Annotated in this window: 21 protein-coding genes and 1 tRNA gene; 14 read left to right on the plus strand and 8 right to left on the minus strand. The window is 59.2% G+C overall.

Translation table 11 applies throughout. The annotated features are described in order from the left end of the window. Positions 1-3: 3 nt before the first annotated feature. Both C8N31_RS15550 and C8N31_RS15555 read left to right on the plus strand, forming a co-directional pair. On the plus strand, positions 4-1,335 hold the full coding sequence (locus tag C8N31_RS15550) for a peptidoglycan-binding domain-containing protein (protein ID WP_025048647.1): 1,332 nt from the start codon (positions 4-6) through the stop codon (positions 1,333-1,335). 122 nt (positions 1,336-1,457) lie between these two features. Then, a tRNA-Leu gene (locus C8N31_RS15555) sits at positions 1,458-1,543 on the plus strand. Between the two features lie 245 nt (positions 1,544-1,788). Here the strand turns inward: C8N31_RS15555 and C8N31_RS15560 are convergent. Both C8N31_RS15560 and C8N31_RS15565 read right to left on the minus strand, forming a co-directional pair. Continuing rightward, positions 1,789-2,421 (minus strand): LysE family translocator, encoded by a 633-nt coding sequence (locus C8N31_RS15560; protein WP_025048648.1) that lies wholly within the window; start codon positions 2,419-2,421, stop codon positions 1,789-1,791. 174 nt (positions 2,422-2,595) lie between these two features. Next, entirely contained in the window at positions 2,596-3,612 is a 1,017-nt protein-coding gene (locus C8N31_RS15565) for a LacI family DNA-binding transcriptional regulator (RefSeq protein ID WP_025048649.1), read from the minus strand. A gap of 173 nt (positions 3,613-3,785) precedes the next feature. Between C8N31_RS15565 and C8N31_RS15570 the strand changes: the two genes are divergently transcribed. From C8N31_RS15570 to C8N31_RS15600, 7 genes are all read left to right on the plus strand, one after another. Then, on the plus strand, positions 3,786-4,751 hold the full coding sequence (locus C8N31_RS15570; protein ID WP_025048650.1) for an ABC transporter substrate-binding protein: 966 nt from the start codon (positions 3,786-3,788) through the stop codon (positions 4,749-4,751). Between the two features lie 67 nt (positions 4,752-4,818). After that, on the plus strand, positions 4,819-6,345 hold the full coding sequence (locus tag C8N31_RS15575; RefSeq protein ID WP_025048651.1) for a sugar ABC transporter ATP-binding protein: 1,527 nt from the start codon (positions 4,819-4,821) through the stop codon (positions 6,343-6,345). Further along, complete coding sequence (locus C8N31_RS15580; protein ID WP_025048652.1) at positions 6,342-7,343, plus strand: ABC transporter permease; 1,002 nt, start codon at positions 6,342-6,344, stop codon at positions 7,341-7,343. The genes C8N31_RS15575 and C8N31_RS15580 overlap by 4 nt, the downstream gene beginning before the upstream one ends. Positions 7,344-7,357: 14 nt before the next feature. Further along, complete coding sequence (locus C8N31_RS15585; RefSeq protein WP_231476829.1) at positions 7,358-8,332, plus strand: ABC transporter permease; 975 nt, start codon at positions 7,358-7,360, stop codon at positions 8,330-8,332. 33 nt (positions 8,333-8,365) lie between these two features. Beyond that, the gene (gene dgoD / locus C8N31_RS15590; RefSeq protein ID WP_025048654.1) at positions 8,366-9,514 is read left to right on the plus strand and encodes a galactonate dehydratase; all 1,149 of its coding nucleotides are present in this window, start codon (positions 8,366-8,368) and stop codon (positions 9,512-9,514) included. Then, positions 9,508-10,293: an SDR family NAD(P)-dependent oxidoreductase gene (locus C8N31_RS15595; protein WP_025048655.1), complete on the plus strand. Its 786-nt coding sequence runs from the start codon at positions 9,508-9,510 to the stop codon at positions 10,291-10,293. The genes dgoD and C8N31_RS15595 overlap by 7 nt, the downstream gene beginning before the upstream one ends. Before the next feature lie 48 nt (positions 10,294-10,341). Then, on the plus strand, positions 10,342-11,337 hold the full coding sequence (locus tag C8N31_RS15600; protein ID WP_025048656.1) for an aldose epimerase family protein: 996 nt from the start codon (positions 10,342-10,344) through the stop codon (positions 11,335-11,337). Between the two features lie 9 nt (positions 11,338-11,346). Here C8N31_RS15600 and C8N31_RS15605 read toward each other — a convergent pair whose 3' ends face one another. The 6 genes from C8N31_RS15605 to C8N31_RS15630 are packed head-to-tail and all read right to left on the minus strand — an operon-like array spanning position 11,347 to position 17,635. Continuing rightward, the gene (locus tag C8N31_RS15605; RefSeq protein ID WP_025048657.1) at positions 11,347-12,087 is read right to left on the minus strand and encodes an ABC transporter ATP-binding protein; all 741 of its coding nucleotides are present in this window, start codon (positions 12,085-12,087) and stop codon (positions 11,347-11,349) included. Beyond that, positions 12,084-12,941, minus strand: coding sequence for an ABC transporter ATP-binding protein (locus tag C8N31_RS15610; RefSeq protein WP_025048658.1), 858 nt, complete (start codon positions 12,939-12,941; stop codon positions 12,084-12,086). Before C8N31_RS15610 ends, C8N31_RS15605 begins: the two co-directional genes overlap by 4 nt. Continuing rightward, positions 12,941-13,852 (minus strand): nickel transporter permease, encoded by a 912-nt coding sequence (gene nikC, locus C8N31_RS15615; RefSeq protein ID WP_025048659.1) that lies wholly within the window; start codon positions 13,850-13,852, stop codon positions 12,941-12,943. The genes C8N31_RS15610 and nikC overlap by 1 nt, the downstream gene beginning before the upstream one ends. Next, complete coding sequence (locus C8N31_RS15620; protein WP_025048660.1) at positions 13,853-14,926, minus strand: ABC transporter permease; 1,074 nt, start codon at positions 14,924-14,926, stop codon at positions 13,853-13,855. Next, positions 14,927-16,522: an ABC transporter substrate-binding protein gene (locus C8N31_RS15625; RefSeq protein WP_025048661.1), complete on the minus strand. Its 1,596-nt coding sequence runs from the start codon at positions 16,520-16,522 to the stop codon at positions 14,927-14,929. It abuts the gene before it with no gap. 51 nt (positions 16,523-16,573) lie between these two features. Beyond that, the gene (locus C8N31_RS15630; protein ID WP_025048662.1) at positions 16,574-17,635 is read right to left on the minus strand and encodes a dipeptidase; all 1,062 of its coding nucleotides are present in this window, start codon (positions 17,633-17,635) and stop codon (positions 16,574-16,576) included. Positions 17,636-17,745: 110 nt separating this feature from the next. Here C8N31_RS15630 and C8N31_RS15635 point away from each other — a divergent pair, with 110 nt between their 5' ends. The 5 genes from C8N31_RS15635 to C8N31_RS15655 all read left to right on the plus strand — a co-directional run bounded on the left by C8N31_RS15635 (position 17,746) and on the right by C8N31_RS15655 (position 24,848). Next, positions 17,746-18,654 carry a LysR substrate-binding domain-containing protein gene (locus C8N31_RS15635; RefSeq protein ID WP_025048663.1) on the plus strand — a complete coding sequence of 303 codons (909 nt, stop codon included), beginning with the start codon at positions 17,746-17,748 and terminating at the stop codon, positions 18,652-18,654. A gap of 249 nt (positions 18,655-18,903) precedes the next feature. After that, on the plus strand, positions 18,904-20,352 hold the full coding sequence (gene zwf / locus C8N31_RS15640; RefSeq protein WP_025048664.1) for a glucose-6-phosphate dehydrogenase: 1,449 nt from the start codon (positions 18,904-18,906) through the stop codon (positions 20,350-20,352). Between the two features lie 11 nt (positions 20,353-20,363). Then, positions 20,364-22,172: a phosphogluconate dehydratase gene (edd, locus tag C8N31_RS15645; protein ID WP_025048665.1), complete on the plus strand. Its 1,809-nt coding sequence runs from the start codon at positions 20,364-20,366 to the stop codon at positions 22,170-22,172. Between the two features lie 3 nt (positions 22,173-22,175). Then, positions 22,176-22,823, plus strand: coding sequence for a bifunctional 4-hydroxy-2-oxoglutarate aldolase/2-dehydro-3-deoxy-phosphogluconate aldolase (gene eda, locus C8N31_RS15650; RefSeq protein ID WP_025048666.1), 648 nt, complete (start codon positions 22,176-22,178; stop codon positions 22,821-22,823). A 270-nt stretch (positions 22,824-23,093) separates the two neighbouring features. Further along, complete coding sequence (locus C8N31_RS15655) at positions 23,094-24,848, plus strand: autotransporter assembly complex protein TamA (protein ID WP_420834950.1); 1,755 nt, start codon at positions 23,094-23,096, stop codon at positions 24,846-24,848. Positions 24,849-24,857 lie beyond the last annotated feature (9 nt).

Genomic DNA, 24,857 nt, shown 5'->3' on the forward strand with positions numbered 1-24,857 from the left:
AAAATGTACATTAAAGTCATGACAGGTGCCGTGTTCGCGGCATCATTGGCCCTGCTTCCGGCGGAACGTGTGGAAGCAGATGCAGGGGATTTCATCGCCGGTGCGATCATTGGCGGGATCGTGGGGGCGAACGCGAAAAAGCAGCGGCGCTCGACCAGAACCTACCGCAAGAAGTCATCCCGCTCCAAATTGCCATCGACCCAAGAGGGTAAAAGTATACAGGCGTCGTTGAACTATTTCGGCTTTGATGCGGGGACAGTGGACGGCCAATTGGGCCGCAAGACCCGCAACGCCGTGTCGCAGTATCAGGCCTATCTGGGCTATCCTGTCACGGGCCAGATGTCGGCTTTTGAACAGAATTTGCTGATCTCGAGCTACAACCGTGCGCAAGCGGGCGGTTATGTCGTGCAGCAACAGGTCGCTGCCACGCCGGACGGCACGCGCGGATTGTTGAAAACCTACCGCGCCGAGATGGCCGGGCAGGCGGCACCAGCCACCGCGCCGTCCACCACCATTGTGGTTGCGCCGCAGCAGGTGCCGCAAACCCAGCAGGTTGTCACCGCCGCTGCGCCCTTGTCCGGGGTTGCTGGTTTAGCCAATGCTGTGGCACCTCCGGCGTCCGGTTTGCCCAACTTCATGGGCGCAGGTACGCAGGCCTCGCTGGCCTCGCATTGCAACACGGTGTCCTTGATCACCAACACCAACGGTGGCTTTACCACATTGGCGACGATGACGGACCCGAACGTCACCCTGAACGAACAATTTTGTTTGGCACGGACCTATGCCATCGCCAAATCCGAGGAACTGGTCAGCCAGATCCAGGGGTTCACCCCTGATCAGATTGCCCAGCAATGCGCGGGCTTTGGCCCCGCCATGCAAGACAAGGTCGCCTCGCTCTCGCTCAAGTCGCGCGATGCAGTTGTGGCGGATGTGTCGTCCTTTGTGCTGACCACCGGCATGTCCCCGGCGCAGCTGGCAGGCACCGCGCGGATCTGTCTTGGCGTTGGATATCGCACCGATAATATGGATGTCGCCATTGGATCGGCGCTGTTGCTCTATACTATGGGCGAGGGGGTCTATGGCGAATTGATGGGCCACCACCTCAGCCAAGGGTTCGGTCCGGCCAAACGCATCGACATGGCGCAAAGCTGGTATCAGGCGGCGCTGACTGCCGCCGATACAGGCGCCGCCGCGGTGTTTGTCCCCGGCCAGCCCGAGCGCACCGAACTGCTGCGCCAAGCCTCCATGCGGATGGCAGGCGCCCCGGCCAGCACATTGCCACAGGTTCAGCCTGCCTCAAGCTCCGGTTTGCCGACCTTTTCGATCAGCGAATAGGCCAAAGCCGACCTTCGAAAAATCAAAGCCCCGTTGCCCGTTGGCAGCGGGGCATTTTGTTGCCGATTGCCTCTTCACAAGCCCTGCATCTTTGTCTAAACGGTGCCCACCTACCACGGCGTGCGGCTGTGGCGGAATGGTAGACGCGCAGCGTTGAGGTCGCTGTGGGGTAACACCCGTGGAAGTTCGAGTCTTCTCAGCCGCACCAAAGTTCCTTTGCACTGCAAATGGACCAGCCCCTTTGAAGTGGTGTGCTGGGCGACAGTTGCTCCGCAGGAGCGATGAGAGCATCTGGTTCTAGAATTGTCCGTTTTCCCGCAGCGCAAGCACCTCCGAAGGAAGATGCCGCAGCATTTCAATCGGCCAAGCGGAACTCCTCAACCAGCAAAAACCGATGTCTCAGATCCATAGTTGGCCAGCGCAGCATAGGCTGGCGCGCACCACCCGTTTGCCTCAGCGTTGGCCGTCAAAGATAAGGCGTGCAGCAAGCCCGCCAAAGACCATCCCCAAGAAATATCGTGGCAAATTTGAATACCGTCGCCCCCTTGCAGCAAATGATTTCATCCCGCCAGCAAGCCATATGACCACCCCGTGAACTGCAAAGTCGATGATCAAAAAGACGCAAGCCAGCACCAGAATTTGAACCGCAATCGCGCCTCTTTCGGGGGCGAGGAATTGCGGAAACAGAGCAAGGTAAAACAGCGCTACTTTTGGGTTTAGAACGTTCGACAGAAATCCTTGCCGGAAAATCACCAACAGCGACATCCGGTGATTGGAAGGGGACTGCGGTGCAGAGCCGCCGCGGGCCGCAAACGCTTGCCATGCGAGGAAAATAAGGTAGGCCGCGCCCAGATATCTGACCAGATCGTAAGCGTAGGGTATGGCCAGAAACAGCTGCGACAATCCAAGCGCCAGAATAATGGCGTGGAAGGCAGATCCGGCGGAGACGCCAAATTGGGTCACCAACCCGGCAGTGCGTCCTTGTGCGGCGCTTCTCGCGGCAACCAAGATCATGTCAGGTCCGGGCGTCACAGCAAGGGCAAGGCTGGCCGCGCTGAACAGCAGCAATGTTTGAAAATCAATCACGCTTGCATTCCTCCTCAAAGGTTTTCTGCTTTCGCCTTTGAAGTTCATCGCACCCCGGCCCAAAAGTCACGCCTTTAGTTCCTGGTGGATGGACGGCCTGCTTTGCAGTCTACCAAAGGGTGGGGTGTATCTCGGGCAATCGAAGTTGCGATAACCAGAACAGCAGGCCTTGGCTTATCCCGACCGCGCCGCAATCGAATCGCGCGGCACCAGTTCGCACTCCAGTTTTTCTGCCGTTGGTCCGTGCCCATGATCGTCCGTCCCGATCAACCGCTCGACCGCCCATTCGCCCATCTCGCGATGGGGCAGGTTGACCGTGGTCAGCATCGGCGTCAGATGGCGCGAGATCTCTTCGTCGTCATAACCGATCACGGATACATCTTCGGGGATACGCAGACCGCGTTCCTTGAGATATTCGTAACAGCCAATCGCCATTCGGTCATTCTGGCAGAAAATTGCGGTCGGCGGGTTATCGGCCTCCATCAAAGCTTTGGTTCCGCTGTAGCCCGCGCTGGCCGACCAATCACCGGGCTGCACCAGCGCGGGATCAAACGGGATATCCGCCGTGGCCAAGGCGCGTCTGTAGCCCTTGAGCCGATCTTGCGCCGCGCTCATGAAATCTTCGCCCATGATGGTGCCAATCCGTTGGTGTCCTGCCGCGATCAGGGCGTTGGTGGCGCTTTGCCCGCCAGCGATCTCGCTTGGTACGATCGACGGAGCTTCTGCGGTCTTATCCGTGCAATTGAGCAAGACATAGGGCCGGTCCAGTGACCGAAGCGCATCGGGCACGGTGATGTCCCGGGTAAAGATACAGGCATAGATAAAGGCCTCGACCCCGTCCTGCACCATGGCATCAATGATGGCGGGGGCCTTCTTGGGGTCGTTGCCTACCTCATAGATCACCAGCACCGCGCCAGTGTCCTGCAAGGCGTTCTGAACGCCGCGGATCGCCATGATCCCTTCGGGACTGGTGGAAAGAGAATCGATCAAGAACCCCACCCGGCGCAGTTCCGGCGCCCGCGTGATTGCGGTGTTCAGCAATTCGGCCTGCCGGATTTTGTAGCCCATGTTGCGGGCCGCCTCGATGACCTTTTCGCGGGTGTCGGGCGAGATCGAGATGCTTTGGTTGCCATTGAGAACAATGGAAACCGTTGACTGGGAACAGCCAACCGCCCGGGCAACGTCGCTCATGGTAACTCTTTTTTCGCGGTGGCTTGTCTTGGGCATCAGCCTCTCCTGACCGGCTATATTTCCTAAACCTAGACCTCAAAAGGTGGTTCATCAAGTCGATTACTAAATAATATTAGTTTAAAGCTAATAGATAATAGTAATGTTGTCGTACGGCAAACATTAGGGAGGAACTTATGAAACTGAAAACATCACTCGCAACGCTCGCCGCCGTATTGGTGACAACCGCTGCAACCGCTCAGGGGCTGCCGCCGCTTGAGCAAAAAGACCAATACACTGTTGGTTTTGCACAAACAGAAAGCAACAACCCCTGGCGCATTGCCCAGACCAAAAGCTTTCAGGATACCGCAGCCAGCTGCAACTGGAATCTGGTTTATACGGATGCGGCCGGTTCAGCGGCCAAACAGGTCGCCGATGTTGATTCGATGATCGCACAGGGCGTCGATGCAATTTTCCTGCCGCCGCGCGAAGAGCAGCCCTTGTTGCCAGCGGTGCTGCGCGCCAAGGGGGCGGGCATTCCGGTGTTCCTCGTGGACCGTTCGGTTGATCCGAACGTAGCCAAAGCGGGCGTTGATTATGTGACCTTCATGGGCTCCGACTTTATCGAGCAGGGCCGCCGCGCAGCGGAATGGCTGATCGCCAATTCCGACGGCACTGAAGTGATCGTTGAATTGGAAGGCACCACCGGATCGTCCCCGGCCAATGACCGCAAAAAGGGCTTTGATGACGCTGTTGCAGGCCAGTCCGGCATGACAATTGTGGCCAGCCAATCGGGTGATTTTGCCCGCGACAAAGGCCGTCAGGTGATGGAAACACTGCTGCAATCGCATCCGGACGTCACCGTGGTTTATGCCCACAACGACGAAATGGCGATTGGTGCCATTCAGGCGCTTGAGGCCGCGGGCCGCAAACCCGGCGAAGACGTGACGCTGGTGTCCATCGACGGCACCCGCGATGCGCTGCAAGCGATCATTGATGGCAAGTTGGGCGTATCCGTGGAATCCGCGCCGTTCTTTGGTCCGGTCGCCTGCGACACGATGAAAGCCTATGCAGCGGGCGAAGATGTCCCGACATGGGTCAAGGTTGAAGACCGCGTGTTCACCAAGGACAACGCGGCTGACCACATCGGCGAAGCATACTAAGCTAGGCAAATGGCAAAACGGACCCTGCGCCTTTGGTGCGGGGTCCGACTGAATTTTGGGGGAAAAGATGGTCGATACTCCGGTCCTGAAGATGACCGCAATCCGCAAGTCCTTTGGCGATGTACCGGCGCTCACAGACGCGGCGCTGACGATCCGCCCCGGCGAGGTCCACGCGCTCATTGGGCAGAACGGCGCCGGCAAATCCACGATGATCAAGATCCTCAACGGCGCCTATCGCAAGGACGCGGGCGAGATTGAACTGGACGGGCAGCCGGTGCGTTTTTCATCCCCTCATGAGGCGCAGTTGGGCGGCATCAGCACGATCTTTCAAGAGGTCAATCTGGTGCACTACCGCTCTGTCACGGAGAACATCGTACTGGGGCAGGAGCCCAAGAAATTTGGCATGATCGACTGGCCCAAGGCGCATCGCCGCGCCGAAGAGGTGTTGCAGCGTTTCGGGCTGAACCTCGACGTGCGCCAGCCTTTGCATCATTGCAACATCGCGGTGCAACAGCTGATCGCCATCGCCCGCGCCGTGTCCTTTGATGCGCGGCTGGTGATCATGGACGAGCCGACCTCATCACTGGACAGTCAGGAAAAACAAGTACTGTTTCGGGTGATCCGTGATCTGTCCGCGCAGGGCGTTGCTGTCATGTATGTCTCGCACCACCTTGAAGAACTGTTTGAGGTCTGCGACCGCGTCACCGTGATGCGCAACGGCGGCATGATCGCCACACATGAGATGTCGGATGTCACCAAACTGGGTCTGGTGTCCGAGATGATCGGCCGCGATGCCAACCAGATTGCCGAAAGTGGTGCCACTGGATTCGGCAAAACCCACGCAGGCAGCAAGACCGTCGTGCTGGAGTTGCAAAATCTGTCGAACGGAACCAACGTCAAAGACGCCTCATTGATCGTGCATCAGGGCGAGGTTGTCGGTCTGGCCGGATTGCTCGGGGCAGGGCGCACGGAAACCGTTGCGATGATCTTTGGCGCCGACCACCCTGCGGGCGGCAATATGGCGTTCAAGGAGCACAGATCCTTTTTCCGCGAACCGGCTGAGGCCATCAATGCTGGCATCGGCTATTGCACCGAAGACCGCAAAGCCGAAGGGATCATTCCCGGCCTGTCGATCCGCGAGAACCTCACCCTTGCGATGAACCCCCGATTGGCCAAACGCGGCGTGATCCCGCGCATGGCCGAGCGCGAGATGGTGGCGGATTTCATTGACAAACTCAGCGTCAAATGTGCCGGCATGGACCAGCCCATTCGTGAGCTGTCGGGCGGCAACCAGCAAAAGGTACTGCTGGCCCGCTGGATGGCGACCCAGCCGGACTTGTTGATCCTGGATGAGCCGACGCGCGGCATTGATGTGGGCGCAAAGCGCGAAATTCAGACCTTGATCGAAGGGCTGTCGGCGGCGGGGCTGTCAGTTTTGATGATCTCATCTGAGTTTGAGGAGCTGGTCGAAGGCGCAAACCGCGTTGTGGTTTTGCAAGAAGGCAAGACGATTGCCACCCTGACTGGCGGTGATCTGAACGAAGACAGCCTGCTTGCCGCCGTGGCCGGTGAGGCAGAAGGCGCAGCATTATGACGATGACAAAGGCAACTGACATGACCGGCTCTTCCGCTTCGGGCAAAATGAACTTTGGCCAATTGGCCCGCGACAATGGCACGTTTCTGGCTTTGATCGCGCTAATTTTGATCAACATGATCATCACACCGAATTTTCTTCAGGTGCAGACCCTTTATGTAAATCTCACCCAGGTGGCGACCATCGCGATTGTGGCCATCGGCATGACCTTGGTCATCGCGTCGGCGGGCATTGACCTGTCGGTGGGGGCGGTGATGGCCCTGTCCGGGGCATTGGCACCTTTTGTGTTCCTGTCCGAATTTGGCATGGCCAGTCCGGGGTTGGCGCTGGTGCTGTCCATCGCGGTGGCACTGCTGGCCGGATTGCTCTGCGGGATGTTCAATGGCTGGCTGATCAATCAATTCGCCATTCAGCCGATTGTGGCGACCTTGGTTTTGTTCATTGCAGCGCGGGGGCTGGCGCAGGTTCTGACCAACGGCAACTTGCAGGTTTTCGACAATCCGGCATTTGAATTCATTGGATCGGGACGGGTGCTGGGCATTCCGTTTCAGGCTCTGATGGCGGTTGCCTTTGCCCTGATCCTGAGCTGGGTCGTGCGGCGCACGGCCTATGGGCGCTATCTGCTGGCGGTAGGGGGCAACGCCAAAGCGGCGCGTCTTTCCGGCATTTCGGTGAACCGTGTGCGCCTTGCCACCTATGCGATCTGCGGCGTTTTGGCCGGATTTGCGGGCATGGTGGTCTCTGCGATCAATTCGGCCTCTGACGCCAACCAGACCGGGCAGTTGATGGAACTGGACGCAATCGCAGCGGCGGTGGTGGGCGGGTCCAACCTGATGGGCGGCAAGGCCCCGATCATCGGCGCATTGATTGGCGCCGCGATCATTCAGCTGGTGAAATATACCTTGCTGGCCAATGGGGTGCATGACGCGGTGGCGCTGATTGCGAAGGCCGTCATCATCATCCTTGCCGTCTATTTTCAATTCAACCGGTCGGAGTGACTTTGATGTTTGGTATGTTCAACCGGTCTCGTGATCTGCGCACCGAGGGTGTCTGGATCGCAGTGGTTCTGGTCGTGATCTTTGCGACCCTGCGCTATGACAACTTTATGGGCCTGTACAATGTGCAGACGTTCTTTGGCTACAATTCCATGTTCATCCTGATCGCACTGGGAATGGCCCTAGTGATCATGACGGGGGGCATTGATCTGTCGGTTGGATCGGTGGTGGCGCTGTCATCGGTGGTGGCGGCCTACGCCAGCCCCTATGGCATCGAAGTGGCGCTGCCTGCCGCGCTTTTGACCGGGATTGCAGCAGGGGCAATCAATGCGTTTCTGATCACCAAGATGCGGATTGTGCCGTTCATCGCGACCCTTGCAATGATGCTGGGTGCGCGCGGCATGGCGCTGGTGCTGGCGGACAACAAATCGGTCTCAGTGGATTGGACTTCGAATTTTACCAAGTTCGGCCTGACCCGTGCCTTTGGGCTTATCCCATGGGCGGTGATCCTGGCGGCGGTGGTGTTTCTCGCCCTTTGGATCATGCTGGAGCGGACCACCTTGGGTCGCCGCATCCTGACCATCGGCGGTAACCCCGAAGCAGCAAAATTGATGGGGGTGCCAGTCAACCAGACCCTTGCGATCACCTATATCATTTCGGGCGCCTGCGCCGGGCTTGCGGGTGTGATCCTTGCCTCCGGCTTTGGTGCGGGCCAGCCGCTCGAAGGGCTTGGCTGGGAGCTTTCTGCGATTGCATCCGTTGTGGTGGGCGGCACTTTGCTGACGGGCGGGGTCGGCTCGATCCCGGCAACGCTGGCAGGCGCAGTGCTGCTTGGGCTGATCTTCAACATCCTGAATTTTGAAAACGGCCTTGGGGTGATTTCCCTGTCGGCCTATTGGCAGTCGGTCATCCGTGGCGGCTTCCTTTTGATCGTTGTGATTTTGCAATCCCGAAGCGGCGGCGGCTTGGCCCGGCGGCGCGGCACGACCTGAGCTTAACCAGTTGACCCACGACGGAGCGTTCCGATGAAGATTACCAAACTGACCACCTATATTGTCCCGCCGCGCTGGTGCCTGCTCAAGATCGAAACGGATGAGGGGATCTCCGGCTGGGGTGAACCTGTGCTCGAAGGTCGCGCATTGGCGGTCGAGGCGATGGTGAACGAGCTGGCCGATTACCTGATTGGCAAAGACCCCTTGATGATCGAGGACCATTGGAACGTCCTTTATCGCGGCGGGTTCTATCGGGGCGGCGGCATTCACATGTCGGCCATTGCGGGTATTGATCAGGCGCTGTGGGACATCAAGGGCAAGGCCGCTGGCCTGCCGGTGCATGCGCTGTTGGGTGGCAAATGCCGCGACAAGATCAAGATCTATTCATGGATCGGAGGGGATCGCCCTGCGGATGTGGCCCAAAACGCGCGGGATGTGATGGCGCGGGGCTTTCAGGCAATCAAACTGAACGGCTGCGAAGAGATGCAGATCATCGATTCAAACGCCAAGATCGACGCGGCGGTGGCCACCATCGGCACAATCCGCGATGCGGTTGGCTATGATCTGGGCATCGGCATCGACTTTCACGGGCGGGTCCAGAAACCGATGGCCAAAGTGCTGGCTAAAGAGCTGGAACAATTCCGCCCGATGTTTCTGGAAGAGCCGATCCTGTCAGAAAACAGCGAGGCCCTGCGCGAGATCGTCAATCATGTCTCGACGCCCATCGCGGTGGGGGAACGGCTTTATTCTCGCTGGGATTTCAAGAAGATCCTGCAAGACGGCTATGTGGATATCATCCAGCCGGATCTGTCCCATGCGGGCGGCATCACAGAATGCCGCAAGATCGCCTCCATGGCGGAGGCATTCGACGTGGCATTGGCCCCGCATTGCCCCTTGGGGCCTGTCGCGCTGGCTGCCTGTCTGCAAATTGATGCGGTGTCGCACAACGCCTTTATTCAGGAACAATCGCTGGGCATCCATTACAACAAGTCCAACGATATCCTCGATTATCTGGTGAACAAGGATGTGTTTGCCTATGAGGACGGTTTTGTCAAAATCCCCGATGGCCCCGGATTGGGTGTCGAGATCGACGAGGATTACGTCAAAGACCGTGCCAAGGTGGGCCATCGCTGGCGCAATCCGATTTGGCGGCACGAAGACGGAAGTATCGCGGAATGGTAACCGGCACCGGCCCAGTATGCGATCCGGCCGCGTCTCTGGCCGGAAAATCCGTCTTGATCACCGGCGGCGGCAGCGGCATCGGCGCGGCCTTGACCCTTGGCTTTTTATCGGCGGGGGCCAAGGTGACAATTGTCCAGAACCAAGACGGCAGCGCCTTTTGTGATCAAGCAGAGCAACAAACCGGAACCCGCCCGCATTTCATCAACTGCGATCTGACAGATGTGCCCGCCCTCAAACGCAGCTTTGCGCAGACCCGCGAGGTGCAAGGGCCGCTTTCGGTGTTGATCAACAACGCCGCCAACGACCAGCGTCACAGCACCGAAGAGGTCTCCGAAGAGTTTTGGGACTGGTCCCAATCCATCAATCTCAAGGCACAGTTTTTTGCCTGTCAGGCCGCTGTTGCCGATATGCGCAGCATCGGCGGCGGCGCGATCATCAATCTGTCGTCCATTTCCTATATGATGGGCAATGCAGGCTATCCGGTCTATGTGGCGGCCAAGGCGGGCATCACCGGTATGACCCGTAGCCTCGCCCGTGAGTTTGGTCCAGATAACATCCGCATCAACGCCCTGATCCCCGGTTGGGTGATGACAGAGCGGCAAAAGACCCTTTGGGCGACCGAAGACGCCGTGGCAGCGCACATGGAGCGTCAAGCCATCAAACAGGTTCTGATGCCGCAAGATATGGTGGGTCCGGCGCTGTTTCTGGCATCAAACATGAGTTTCGGGATGACCGGGCAGGCGCTTGTTGTCGACGGCGGCGTGGTGGCCACTGGATGACCCGCAACCTCGCATCATCGCCCCTGCGCCAAATAAGAAAGAAAACCATTGGTTGATCACATCGCAACATCACCGGCCCTTTCAGGGGCGTTCGATCCCATCGAGATTTCGAAGGGGGGGCTGACCGCAACAATCCTGCCGTTCGGGGCCAGCCTACAGGATCTCAGGTTGGACGGCGTGGATCATCCTCTGGTGCTGGGTCTGGCTGATTCGACGGACTATCAAACCGGCGCGGCTTACTTGGGCGCAATCGTCGGGCGCTGCGCCAACCGCATTGCGCAGGGGCGCTATGATCTGGCGGGCCAGACCTTTCATACCGATCAGAACTTTCTGGGCCGGCACACGCTGCACGGCGGGGCTGGCAGCGTCGACAAAATGGTGTGGTCGGTGGTCTCCCGGACCAAGTCAGCGCTCGCTTTGCAACTGCATCTGCCGGACGGCCATCTGGGCTTTGGCGGGGCGCTGGACGTTCAGGTCCGCTACAGCGTTGAGGCACCGGCCACCCTGCGGCTTGAGATTTCGGCACAGGGGTCTGCCGCAACGCCATGCAATTTCGCGCCGCATTTCTATTTCAATCTCGATGGGGCAGGCACGGTGAAAAATCACACGCTTGCCATCGCGGCAGAGCAGTACTTGCCCGTGGATGGTGATTTGATCCCCACTGGCGAGATCGCGGCGGTTTCAGGCACGCCTTTTGATTTCCGCGCGGCGCGGCAGATCGGTGATCATCCGTTTGACCACAATTATTGTACCGCCAAGGGCCGTGCAAGCTGCCGCCCGATCTGTACACTGGCCGCACCGCAATCGGGAGTATCGATGACCCTGTCCTCGACCGAGCCGGGATTGCAGGTTTACAGCGGCGAATTTCTGGATGAACCCGCCGCCAAAACCCTCACGGGGCAAGCTTACTGCCCCTTCGAGGGATTGGCGCTGGAGCCGCAAGGCTGGCCCGACGCGCCGAACCAACCCGGCTTTCCAAACGTGATCTTACAGCCCGATGAAACCTATCTGCATGTATCGGAATATGACTTCAGTCGTGATTAGGCGTTGCCGCTAGACCGAGGCCTCTAACAATTGTTTGGAATAGGGATGCGCGGCTTCCATCGCTCGCAATGCCGCGACATCAAGCACTTCGACGATCTCGCCGTCTTTCATCACCGCCAGCCGGTCACACATATGACCCACCACAGACAGATCGTGCGACACCATCAGATAGGTCAAACCGCGATCCGCCCGCAGATCAGCAAGCAGGTTCAGGATCTCGGCCTGCACCGACACGTCCAGTGCCGAGGTCGGCTCATCCAGCAAAAGCAGCGCCGGTTCCGGGGCCAGAGCGCGGGCAATAGCAACCCGTTGCCGTTGACCACCCGACAGCTGGTGCGGATAGCGAAAGCGGAATTTTTGCCCCAACCCCACATCATCCAACAGTTTGACCACACGGCTGTCGATGTCTTTGAAACCATGCAAATGTAACGTTTCGCCCAGCACCTGATCCACCGAATGCCGCGGATGTAGGGACGCATAGGGATCTTGAAAAACCATCTGCACGGTTTTGAAGAACGTTTTGGGCCGGGCCTTGCCGATCTGCTGGCCATCGACCGTGATTGCGCCAGACCAATCGGGCGCTAATCCGGTGATCGCCCGCAGGATCGTCGATTTGCCCGAGCCGCTTTCGCCGACGAGGCCAAAACTTTCGCCGCGCGGGATCTCAAAACTGGCGCCGATGACGGCATCCACACGGTCGCGGTTGCTGCCGAACCAGACGTTGAGGTCTTGAACGGTTAACATGCTCATATCCGGCCACTCACACTTGGGGCAGTGGACCATTGCGGATCACGCTGCAACACTTCGAGCCGCTTGCGCGGTGCATCCAGACGGGGCAGGGAGTTCAGCAAACCACGCGTATAGGGATGCTGCGCCTCGTGCAGTTTGTCGGCATCGCAGACCTCCACAATCCGGCCCGCATACATGATCAACACCCGGTCACAGAAATCCGCAACAAGGTTCAGATCGTGACTGATAAAGATCAACCCCATCCCGCGCTCTTTCACCAGCCGGTCCATAATATCCAGCACCTGCCGCTGCACCGAGACATCCAGCGCCGAGGTCGGTTCATCCGCGATCAGGATCTCGGGGTTGGGGATCAGCATCATCGCGATCATGATCCGCTGCCCCATGCCGCCTGACATCTCATGCGGATAGGCCCGCATAACCCGTTCGGGATTGCGGATCGACACGGCCTCAAGCATCTCAAGCGATTTGGCATAGGCCTCCGATTTGGAGGCTTTGGAATGCAGGCGGTAGGCTTCCATGATCTGATCGCCGATGGTCATCACCGGATTGAGCGAGAATTTCGGGTCTTGCATCACCATTGAAATCCGCTGACCGCGCACGGCGCGCATGTCTTTCTCGGATTTCTGCATCAGGTCCACACCTTCCAGCTCAATCTGATCGGCCTCCACAATGCCGGGCGGGCGGATCAGCCGCAGGATGGCACGGCCAGTCATGGATTTGCCCGAGCCGCTTTCGCCGACAATGCCCAGCCGTTCACGGCCCAGAGTGAAGGACACCCCGCGCACCGCGTCAAAAACGCCCTGACGGGTGGGGAATTTGACCCAGAGGTTTTCAACATCAAGAAGGTTGGTCATCATTCGCCCGCCTTTGGATCAAGCACATCCCGCAGCCCGTCACCCAGAAGGTTAAAGGCGAGGGACACGGTGAAAATCGCCAGTCCCGGCATGGTGGCGACCCACCAGTGATCAAGGATAAACCGCCGTCCTTCGGAAATCATTGCGCCCCATTCCGGGCTGGGCGGCTGTGCGCCAAGGCCAAGGAAGCCAAGGCCCGCGGCGGCCAGGATGATGCCCGCCATGTCCAGTGTCACCCGCACGATCAGCGAGGAAATGCACAACGGCCAGATGTGCTTGGTGATGATCCGCAGGGCGCCCGCACCCTGCAATTTGATGGCGCTGATGTAATCGGACGACCGGATCGTCAGGGTCTCGGCCCGTGCAATCCGCGCATAGGGCGGCCAGGCAGTGAGCGAGATTGCCAGCACCGCGTTTTCGATGCCGGCCCCCAAAGCGGCGACAAAAGCCAGCGCCAGAACAAGCCGCGGAAAAGCGAGGAAGATGTCGGTGATCCGCATCAAAACGGTATCCGTCCAGCCGCCAACATAGCCTGACACCGTCCCAACCAGCAGCCCGGCTATGGGCGCAATTAGCGCCACCAAAGCCACGATATAAAGCGTAATCCGCGCCCCATAGATCAGCCGCGACAGGATATCCCGGCCCAGACTGTCTGTACCCAGAATATGCCCCTCTGCCCCAAGCGGGGCCAAGCGGTTGCTGAGTTCCTGCACAAAAGGATCATGGGGCGCGATCAGGGGCGCCCCGGCCGCAACAACCACGAGCGCGACCAAAATACCCAAGCCAATCATCGCCATGGTATTGGACCGGAACGAAAGCCAGCCCTGATACAGCGCCGACATCTTGGCGTGGCGGCGCGAGGTGGGTGTTTCCGTCAACAGCCATTCGCGCAACGTTTGTGTTTCAGCCATCTATTTCGCCCTCGGATCAAAGACCTTGTAAAGCAGGTCAGAGAAAATATTCAGCAAGATGAAGATCAGCCCAACCACCACAGTGCCGCCCAGAACGGCATTCATATCTGCGCTGAGAAGGGCCGTGGTGATATAGCTGCCAATGCCCGGCCAAGAGAAAATAATCTCGGTCAGAACCGACCCTTCGAGCAGGTTGGCATAGCTCAGTGCGATCACGGTGATCAGTTGCACGCGGATGTTCTTGAACGCGTGCTTCCAGATCACATCCCATTCCGACATGCCCTTGACCCGCGCTGTGGTCACATATTCGGCGCTCAGCTGTTCAAGCATGAAAGACCGCGTCATCCGGCTGACGTAGGCCAGTGAATAGTAACCCAGCAGAGAGGCGGGCAGGATGATGTGGGAAAAGGCATCTTTGAACACGTCCCAATTGCCATCGAGCGCCGCATCCACAAGGATCAGCCCCGTCACGCTTGGCACCACATCCACATAAAAAATGCCCACACGGCCCGGCCCGCCGACCCAGCCCAGAATACCGTAAAAGACCAAAAGCCCCATCAGACCCAGCCAGAAGATCGGCATCGAATAGCCAACAAGTGCGACAACGCGGGCGATCTGGTCGATCCATGATCCTTTGCGCACCGCGGCCAGAACGCCAAGCGGCACCCCAAGGATCACCCCAAAGAAAATGCCCAGCGTGGCCAGTTCCAAGGTTGCGGGAAACACCCGCGCGATGTCTTCCGAGACGGGTCTGGCATTGAGCAGCGATGTGCCAAAATCCAGATGCAGCACATCCCAGAGATAATATGCAAATTGCACCAGCAGCGGCTTGTCCAGCCCAAGCTGTTGGTAAACGGCGTCATAGGTCGATTGCGAGGCCCTTTCGCCCACAATCGCCAGCACAGGATCAATCGGCATGACGCGGCCGATGATAAAGGTGATGAACAAAAGGCCCAGCATCGTCACCGCGATGGAGCCCAGCGTCAGCAATGTGGCCTTGGCAAAAGGCAGAACATGGCTGGCAAGAGGCGCCCGCGATGGGCGCCTCCCGTTGTTGTCCTCAGAGAGGGCCATTTACTTTGTCACCTGCCAATAAGCGGCGGATGTCACAGCCTGACCTGTGGACCAGTTGGTCACATTGTCACGCAGTGCAGATTGTTCGATCTGCTGGAACATAACCACAAAAGGCGAGATTTCGCGGAATTCCTGTTGGATATCCAGATACATCTGAACCCGCTTGTCCCGGTCGTTCTCGGTCACTGCTGCGGCAACCTTTTCGGTCAGACCGCCCGCATCCCAACCGGTGCGCCATGCCAGAAGGCCGGTCGCATTGGCCGCGTCAGAGTTGTCAGGGTTGTAGGCAAAGGTGCCTGCGTTGGTCTGCGGATCAGGATAATCCGGACCCCATGCCCCAAGGTAGACATCCAGTTCCCGCGCGCGGTAACGGGCAAGAATCTGTTTGGCTGTTCCCACGGTGATGTTGACCTTGATCCCGGCCTGCGCTGCCGCGTTCTGGAACGATTGACCGATCTCAATACGCTCCTGCGCTTCGCGTACACCGATCTCAACTTCGAGGTTCTCTACACCGGCAGCGGCCAGCAGTTCTTTGGCTTTTTCGATGTTGTAAGAGAACGGGTTCTCGTCCGAGGCACCCAGATAGGTGGCAGGCAGGAAGTTCTGGTGAATGGTATACTGCCCCTTGAGGAAGCTGTCGCGCATACCTTCATAGTCGATCAGGTATTTGAATGCCTGACGGACTTCTGGCTTGGACAGCTCAGGATGCTTCTGGTTCAGTGCCAGATACATCAAACGGCCTTTCAGCTCGTCCACCACCTTGACGCCATCAGCGCCGGTTGCGCCTGCGATGTCTTCTGGGTTCAAGTTACGGGCAATGTCGATATCGCCGCGTTCCAGCAGCAAACGCTGCGAGGCGCTTTCAAGCACGTGACGTACGATCACACGCTGCATGGCAGGGGCGCCGCCGTAGTAATCGGCATTGGCTGACATTGTGACGCTCTCGTTTGGCTTCCAACCGTCCAGCTTGTAGGGGCCGGAACCTGCGGAATTTGTCTTGAGCCATGTGTTGCCCATGTCGCCGTCAACTTCGTTGGCCATGACCACTTCTTTGTCGACGATGCCGCCGATGGTCGCAGTCAGGCAGTTCAGCACAAAGGAAGTCGCATAGCGCTTGTCCGTCGTGATCATAAGCTTGTTGCCGTCTGCGCGGATGGTATCCGCCGCGTTCTCAGGCGTAAATCCGAACTGCGTCAGAATGAACGCAGGGGTCTTGTTCAGGATCACCGCACGTTGCAGCGAAAACGCCGCGTCCTCGGCCCGCACCGGATTGCCGGAATGGAACTTGACCCCCTCACGCATCGTAAAGGTGATGGTCATCCCGTCTTCGGAAACTTCCCAGCTTTCGGCGAGATCAGGCTTGTAGCCCGCGCCCAGATCCAGCGGATCAAGATTGACCAGACGGTTGTAGACGTTGCGGCTGATGTCGGAGCCTGCAAATTCAAAGCTTTCGGCCGGGTCAACGGTTGTCACATCGTCAATCCGGTGGGCAATCACCAGCATGTTGGCCGGTGTCTCGGCATGGGCCGCAAAGGACGAAACGCTGACCGCGATGCCAACCGCAGCGCTCGTCAATAATCGGTTAATAACATTCATTTTTAGAACCTCTCCCGTTCAGTTACGTTATCAAATGCACGTGGCTTGGGCTTATTGGCCCCAGGTTTTTTCAAGCACACGCATCCAGTTTCCGTGACAAAGTTTGGTCATCAACGCATCGTTGTAACCGTGATTTGTCATGGCCTGTCTCAATTGGGGCAGCCCTGCACAAGACGTAAGCGCCTCAGGAACAATGGCCCCGTCATAGTCAGAGCCAAGACCCACACGGTCTTCGCCCAGATGTTCAATCAGATGATCCAGATGGCGCAGCATCTGCGTTAGCGGCACCTCTGCCAACATGCGCCCGTCATCGCGCAAGAAGGCCACCGCAAAGTTAAGCCCGACCATACCATCGCTTTCGCGGATCGCGGCAAGTTGTCTGTCGGTCAGGTTGCGGCTGTGCGGGCAGATGGCATGGGCGTTGGAATGGGTGGCCACCAATGGCTTGGTCGAATGCCGCGCCACGTCCCAAAAGCCGGCCTCGTTCAAATGCGACAGATCGACCATGATGCCCAACTCGTCGCAACGTTTGACCAGACGCAGCCCGTGATCGGTTAGCCCCGGCCCGATATCTGCGGTGCTGGGATAGCGGAAGGGCACCCCGTGACCAAAGATTGTCGGCCTGCTCCAAACCGGCCCGATAGACCGCAGCCCGGCCTGATAGAGAACCTCTAGCGTGTTCAGCTCGGCATCAATCGCCTCGGCGCCTTCGATATGAAAGATCGCGGCCATTTTGCCGCTGCCCAATGTCGCCCGCAGCTCTGCCGCTGTGCGGCACACCTTGAGCGCACCGCGCTTTTCCAGATCAAACAGCACCGCCGCCTGCGCCATGACCACGGGAAAGGCATCCTCCCAATCTATAGGTTCGGGCAGAGGCAGGTCATAAGACGCCTTCGACATTTCCTCGAATTTGAAATCAAGATCGGTGGGCGAGGGGACATAGACCGCAAAGAACCCGCCGCCAAAACCGCCCGCAGCCGCAGAAGGCATGTCGATCGCACCCTCGCGCCCGGAGATAAAACTCTCTGACGCGGCAAGACCTCCGGCGCGGTGTAATTTCAAAAGAACATCATTGTGCCCGTCAAAGATGACGGGATGTGTTGTATCGGTCACGATTGTTTTGTCCCCCAGGATGAGGCACAGCTTATGCCAGAAATTCTCATAGACCACAGGTAATGACATGATATTGTCTCATACACTGATGAGGATTCCGCAGCACACCTATGGTTGTCAAAGCATGGCATAGTCTGCCCGAGTACCAAGCGCTTCGGGCGTTGATGGAAAGCGGGACCACCTCCAAGGCGGCGGTCCGTCTGGGGCTTTCGCAATCCGCAATCAGCCGGTCGATATCCAGCCTTGAGGCCCGCACCGGCAAGATCTTGTTTGAGCGGGACGGCGGCAGGTTGCGGCCAACGGGTGAGGCCGCACAGCTCAATCGCCGCCTCGATCCCTTGTTTGAAGCGCTGGACCGGATCGACGGTCCCCCGCAGGTCGCACAGGAAACCCTGCGGATCATCGCGCCGCCCACCTATGCCCACCGATTTTTGGTGGAACATATTGCCAGCTTTCTCAAAACCAATCCGCATTTCTTTGTCAGTCTAGAGGTGGCCCCGTCCGAAGACGTAATCCGCGGTATTCTGGAAAACCGCTTTGATCTGGGGCTGACCGGGGTGGAGCTGTCGCGCGACGGCGTCAAGCTGACACCCTATCGCCGCTCTGGCGCGGTCTGTGCCATGGCCGCAGATCATCCGTTGGCAGCGCAGGACGTGGTGCACCCCCGCGACCTGCATGATCAGGCATTGGTGGCGCTGTCGCATCGTCACGCGCGGCGGGCGCAGCTGGAAAAGGTGCTGCATCAGGTTGCCAGCAAGCCGCGGATTGTCGCAGAGGCGTCTACCTCATTTGCGGCGGTGGATCTGGCAAAGGCCGGGCTGGGCGTGACGGTCGTGAACCCGTTTCCGATTGTGCAGTACCGGTCTGATGATCTGGTGTTTCGCCGCTTTGAAAGCCAGATCGAATACCGAAGCTATTTCGTCTCGCCCGATCACCGGCCCGCGCCAAGCGTCGCCCGCGCGTTTATGCGCCACCTGCGATTGCACACTGCCAAGGATCTGTTTTCCGAAAAAGCCTGATTGGTCCAGAGGCGCTGCAATTTCATGGCGAAGTCATAAGGCCCGTGGCAAACTGATGCTCCGAAGGATCCAAAGCGGCGTTCTAAAAGGGCTGCATTTTTTCGAAATTGATCACTGTTAGCGCTATCATTGCGTAAAATGCTGTGCTATTGGGCGAAAAAGGGTCCTTCGATCCGCTGTGCCGCAGGGCCGACTTGGGCCGTGCCAATCGTTTACCGGCCAATGGCCACCCGCAAAGGACCACGCACCATGGTATCGCGCGTCATCCCTGTAGACCCCTTTGATCTGGTCATTTTTGGCGTCACCGGCGATCTCGCCCGCCGAAAAATCCTGCCCGGATTGTTCCACCGGTTTTTGGTTGGGCAAATGCCGCAGGAGGCCCGGATCATCGGCGCAGCGCGGTCAAAAATGACCGAAGAAGAGTTTCGCGCATCTGTGCGGGACACCTTGCTGGAGTTCGCCAAAGAAGCGCCGGACAACGCAGAAACGCTCGATCTATTCCTCGAACAGCTTAGCTATGTTGCGGTGGATGCAACGGGGACAGGGGGCTGGCCGGAACTGGCCAAGATGCTGCGCCCCGGTTTGGTGCGGGCGTTTTACTTGTCGGTGTCACCAAACCTGTTTGGCACCATCGCGGCCAAGCTGAACGAACATGATATCGCCACGCCCGAAAGCCGGATTGTGGTCGAAAAACCCTTTGGTCATGATCTGGCCTCGGCGCAGGCGCTGAACGCCGATCTGCGCCGCAGCTTTGCTGAACATCAGATCTACCGGATCGATCACTATCTGGGCAAAGAAACCGTGCAAAACCTGATGGCGCTGCGATTTGCCAATTCCCTTTGGGAGCCGCTTTGGAACGCCACCCATGTGGATCATGTGCAGATCACGGTGGCCGAAAGTCTGGGCGTTGAGGGGCGCGGCGAATACTACGACAAGTCCGGCGCGATGCGGGACATGGTGCAAAACCACCTGATGCAGCTCTTGTGCCTCACCGCGATGGAACCGCCCTCGCGCTTTGTTCCCAATTCGGTGCGCGATGAGAAAGTCAAAGTCATCGAGGCGCTGGAACCCGTGGCGCAATCCGACATTGTGCGCGGCCAATACCGTGGGCGCGATGGCGAAGGCAGCTACCGCGATCATGCAGGTGATGACGCCAGCACCACCGAAAGCTTTGTCGCGATGAAGGTGAATGTCGGCAATTGGCGTTGGGCCGGAACACCGTTCTATTTGCGCACGGGCAAGAAGCTGCGGGCGCGGACCTCTGAGATCGTCGTCGTGTTCCGCGACCCGCCCCATATGATTTTCCCCAAATTCGACAACCAGCGCGGCAATGCCCTGATCATTCGTCTGCAACCGGATGAAGGCATCACCCTGCGCACCACCATCAAAGAGCCGGGGCCGGGCGGTATGCGTCTGGCCGAGGTAACGCTGGACATGACCTTTGCCGAGGCACTGGGCGAACATGCCGCGCCGCAGGACGCCTATGAGCGGCTGATCATGGATGTGATCCGCGGCGATCAGACCCTGTTTATGCGCGGCGATGAAGTTGAGGCCGCTTGGGGCTGGGCCGATCCGATCCTGGACGAATGGAGCCGCAGCAGCACCACACCCGAACCCTATGACCCCGGAAGCTCCGGCCCCGAAGACGCGCTGATGCTGTTGCATCGCGATGGCCGCCGCTGGCGCGAAATTGGTTGAAAGGACAGACCATGACACTGCATCCAACCGTTAAATCCGTTACTGACCGCATTATTGAACGCAGCGCGCCAACCCGCGCCGCCTATCTGGAGCAGATGCGTGCCGCGCAAGGCAAAGGTCCGGCCCGCGCCCATCTGTCTTGCAGCGGTCAGGCCCATGCCTATGCGGCGTCGGGCGAGGACAAAGATGCCTTGGCGCAGACCAACGCCGGCAATTTGGGCATTGTCACCACCTACAACGACATGCTCTCCGCGCATCAACCCTTTGAAACCTATCCCGAACAGATCAAAGCGGCGGTGCGGTCCATCGGCGGCACCGCGCAGGTCGCGGGCGGCGTGCCTGCGATGTGCGATGGCGTGACCCAAGGCGAGGCAGGGATGGAGCTGAGCCTGTTTTCACGCGATGTGATTGCGTTGGCGGCTTCTGTCGCGCTCAGCCACAATACCTTTGACGCGGCGGTGTTTCTTGGGGTCTGCGACAAGATCGTACCGGGCCTCGTGATCGCGGCGCAGGCTTTTGGCCATTTGCCGGCCGTGTTCCTACCCGCAGGTCCAATGCAAAGCGGTCTGGCCAATGATGAAAAGGCCAAGGTGCGGCAGAAGTTTGCAGAGGGCGAAGTGGGCCGCGATGCCCTGATGGCCGCCGAAATGGCCGCCTACCACGGCCCCGGCACCTGTACCTTTTACGGCACTGCCAACACCAATCAGATGTTGATGGAATTCATGGGCTTGCACCTGCCCGGCGCCAGCTTTGTCAGCCCGAACACCCCGCTGCGCGAGGCCTTGACGGTGCATGGGGCCAAACAGGCGCTGGGCCTGTCGGCTTTGGGCGATAGCTATACGCCGGTCTGCGATATTCTGGATGAACGTGCCTTTGTGAACGGGATTGTCGGGTTGAATGCCACGGGCGGCTCCACCAACCTGCTGATCCATCTTGTTGCCATGGCCAAGGCGGGCGGTATCATACTGGATTGGCAAGATTTTTCCGACCTGAGCGATATTACGCCGCTGATGGCGCGGGTCTATCCAAACGGGCTGGCGGATGTGAACCATTTCCATGCCGCGGGCGGTCTTGGCTATATGATTGGCGAGTTGCTGAAGGCCGGTCTACTGCATCCCGATACCAAGACGGTGGCAGGGACGGGATTGGCTCATTACACCCGTGACCCCAAACTGCTGGATGGCGAACTCTCTTGGCAGGACGGGCCTGACGCCTCTCTCAACCCCGGCATTCTGCGCCCGGTGGCCGAAGCCTTTGCCCCGACAGGTGGCCTACGCCGCCTGACCGGCACCCTTGGCACCGCCGTTATGAAGGTTTCCGCCGTCGCGCCGGAGCATCAGATCGTCGAAGCGCCCGTGCGGGTCTTTGCCGATCAGGACAGCGTCAAAGCGGCCTTCAAGGCGGGCGAGCTGACCGGTGATGTCATCGTGGTGGTGCGGTTTCAGGGGCCAAAGGCCAACGGCATGCCAGAATTGCACAGCCTCACACCGCTGCTGTCGATCTTGCAGGGACGCGGGCAGAAGGTCGCGCTGGTCACTGACGGGCGCATGTCGGGTGCATCAGGCAAGGTGCCCGCCGCGATCCACGTTTGCCCCGAAGCCTTGGACGGCGGCCCGATTGCCAAATTGCAGGACGGCGATGTGCTGCGCGTGGATGCGGTGGCAGGCACATTGCAGATCCTCACAGAAGGGGTGGCGGACCGCCCTGCCGCCGCCGCCGATCTGTCGGGAAATCAGGCCGGTACGGGCCGTGAACTTTTTGCCATGTTCCGCAACACCGTGGGTGCAGCGGACAGCGGCGCAACGATTTTTGGAGGTTGATCCATGACCCTGAGTGCAAAAGACGCAAGCCGTCAAACCCGCGCCATCTGTGAATTGGCTCCGATTGTTCCAGTTCTGGTGATCGACGATCCGGCCACTGCGCGGCCTTTGGCCGAGGCGCTGATCGCGGGCGGTTTGCCCGCGCTTGAGGTCACTTTGCGCACACCCGCCGCGCTTGAGGCCATTTCCATCATGGCGCAGGTGCCGGGCGGCCATGTCGGGGCAGGCACGTTGATCACCCCCGAAGACGTCCGCGCGGCCAAAGCGGCTGGCGCGACCTTTGGCGTGTCTCCGGGTGCAACGGATGACTTGCTGGCGGCCTGCGCCGATCAGGACATGCCGCTTCTGCCCGGTGCGGCCACGGCAAGCGAGGCGATGGTCCTGTTGGCACGCGGCTATGACATGCTCAAGTTTTTTCCTGCGGAAGCCTCGGGCGGCGCGCCTGCACTCAAGGCCATCGGCGCCCCCCTGCCACAGATCAGCTTTTGCCCCACTGGCGGCGTCAGTCCTGCCAATGCGGAAAGCTACCTGTCACTGTCCAATGTGATCTGCGCAGGCGGCAGTTGGGTCGCCCCAAAGGATCTGGTCGCTGCGCAGGATTGGGATGGCATCACCCAGTTGGCCCGCGCCGCCTCGCAACTGGGGCGTTAACGCACATCCCATATGTGCGGATTATTGCCGCTTTTGTCTCGAAAGCCCGCAGATCACGGAAAATTGCCAGATTTAGTGGTCTGATCGGCCCTCTGCCGCAAGAGACAGTTTGCGGCTTCGGGAGAAATCACGCTAAATCGCCCTAAGTGCTTCGACAGAGGTTTGACCGTGGACAACCGCGGCGGTGGTGTAGCGAAGGGCGATTGAGTGCGTGTGATGTCTATGGTTTTTCGGGCCGGACGGTTGGCTGTGCTGACCGCCCTTGTGTCAATGGGTGTGGCTTTTGCGACTGAGGCGGCGGAGGTGCGCATCACCGGTGTGCCCGAGGGCGGCGACCTTTATCAAACCCTCTCCGGCGGATCGCTTTTGGTTGAACAAGGACAGGCAGAGACGCCTCCCTCCACGCAGGAAACCGTCGCGGCGGCGCAGGCCGATTATGGGCGTTTGCTGGCGGTGCTGTATGACAACGGATATTTTGGTCCCGTCATCAAGATCACGCTGGATGGGACCGACGCAGCGAACATTCCTCCCGTCAGGCCGCCGCGCCGCATCGACCGCGCGGTAATCTCGGTCACACCCGGCCCCCTGTTTCGTTTTGGCGGCGTGCAAATTGCCCCGTTGGCCCCCGACACAGAACTGCCCGAAAGGTTTGCCAAAGGGCAGGTCGCCGGTTTGGGAGTTTTGAAAGAGGCAGTGGCAAGCGGCATTGATGGATTGCGCGCGCAAGGCCACGCCAAGGCCGCACTGGCAGATCAACAACTGAGCGCACGGCATCCGGACAAGACAATCACCGCCAATTTGCGTCTCGCGCCGGGGCCAAAGCTGCGCTTTGGTGCGTTGCAGGTGAAGGGCAACAAAGATGTGCGCACAAAGCGCATTCGCCAGATTGCCGATCTTCCTGTGGGCAAGGTGTTTTCGCCCGACGATCTCAAACTGTCGCAGCGCCGTTTGCGCCGCGCGGGCGCGTTCAGCTCTGCTGCCTTGATCGAGGCCGAGATGATCGGGCCGGACGATACACTGCCAATCACCGCCCAAATCACCGAAGCGCCCAAGCGCCGGTTCGGTTTTGGCGCAGAACTGTCCTCGCTTGAGGGGCTGACGCTGAGCGGGTTCTGGCTGCATCGGAACCTGCTGGGCGGGGCCGAAAGCCTGCGGCTGGAGGGTGAGGTCAAGGGCATCGGCGGCAATTCCGGCGGCGAGGATTATCGTTTGTCCGCACGATTTGACCGCCCCGCGACCTTTAACGCGGATACGGATTTTTATGCGCTGGCCAGTCTCGCGCAGTTGGACGAGGTTAACTTTTTCTCGCGCCAGCTCGACCTTGAGGCGGGGATCAAACGCTATGCCAATGAACAGCGCACCTATACGCTGGGCCTTGGTTTGCGCCGGGCCGAAACCCGCGATGCCTTTGGCACCAACCGCTATACCCTGCTGACCCTGCCATTGTCGGCAGAGTTTGACTATCGCGACGACCGGCTGGATGCCACATCAGGCTATTACCTTAAGGCCGCCGTCACCCCCTTTGTCGCGCTCAGCGGCTCAGACAACGGGTTGCGGACTTATGTAGACGGCCGTGCCTATCGCACCTTTGGCAGCACCCGCCCGATCACTTTGGCGTTTCGCGGGCAGTTCGGATCGGTCTACGGCCCGGATCTGAGCACGGCACCGGCGGATTATCTGTTCTATTCGGGCGGCGGCGGCACGGTGCGCGGGCAACCCTATCAGGCGCTGGGTGTTGATCTGGGCGGTGGCAACGTTGTGGGCGGGCGCAGCTTTGTCGGCCTGTCGGCAGAGGCGCGTGTCTCACTGACCGACAGCATCGGTTTGGTTGGCTTTGCCGATGCCGGGTACATCGGCGCAGAGGAATTCATCGACGGGTCTGGCGAATGGCATTCCGGTGCAGGGCTTGGCCTGCGTTATGCTACGGGCATCGGACCGATCCGTTTTGACGTGGCAGTGCCAACCTCGGGCCCGGACACGGGCGAGAATGTGCAGGTCTATATCGGTATCGGGCAGTCGTTCTAATGGGTTATT

Origin of the sequence: Sulfitobacter mediterraneus (genome assembly GCF_003054325.1) — a bacterium.
Classification (GTDB): Bacteria; Pseudomonadota; Alphaproteobacteria; order Rhodobacterales; family Rhodobacteraceae; genus Sulfitobacter; species Sulfitobacter mediterraneus.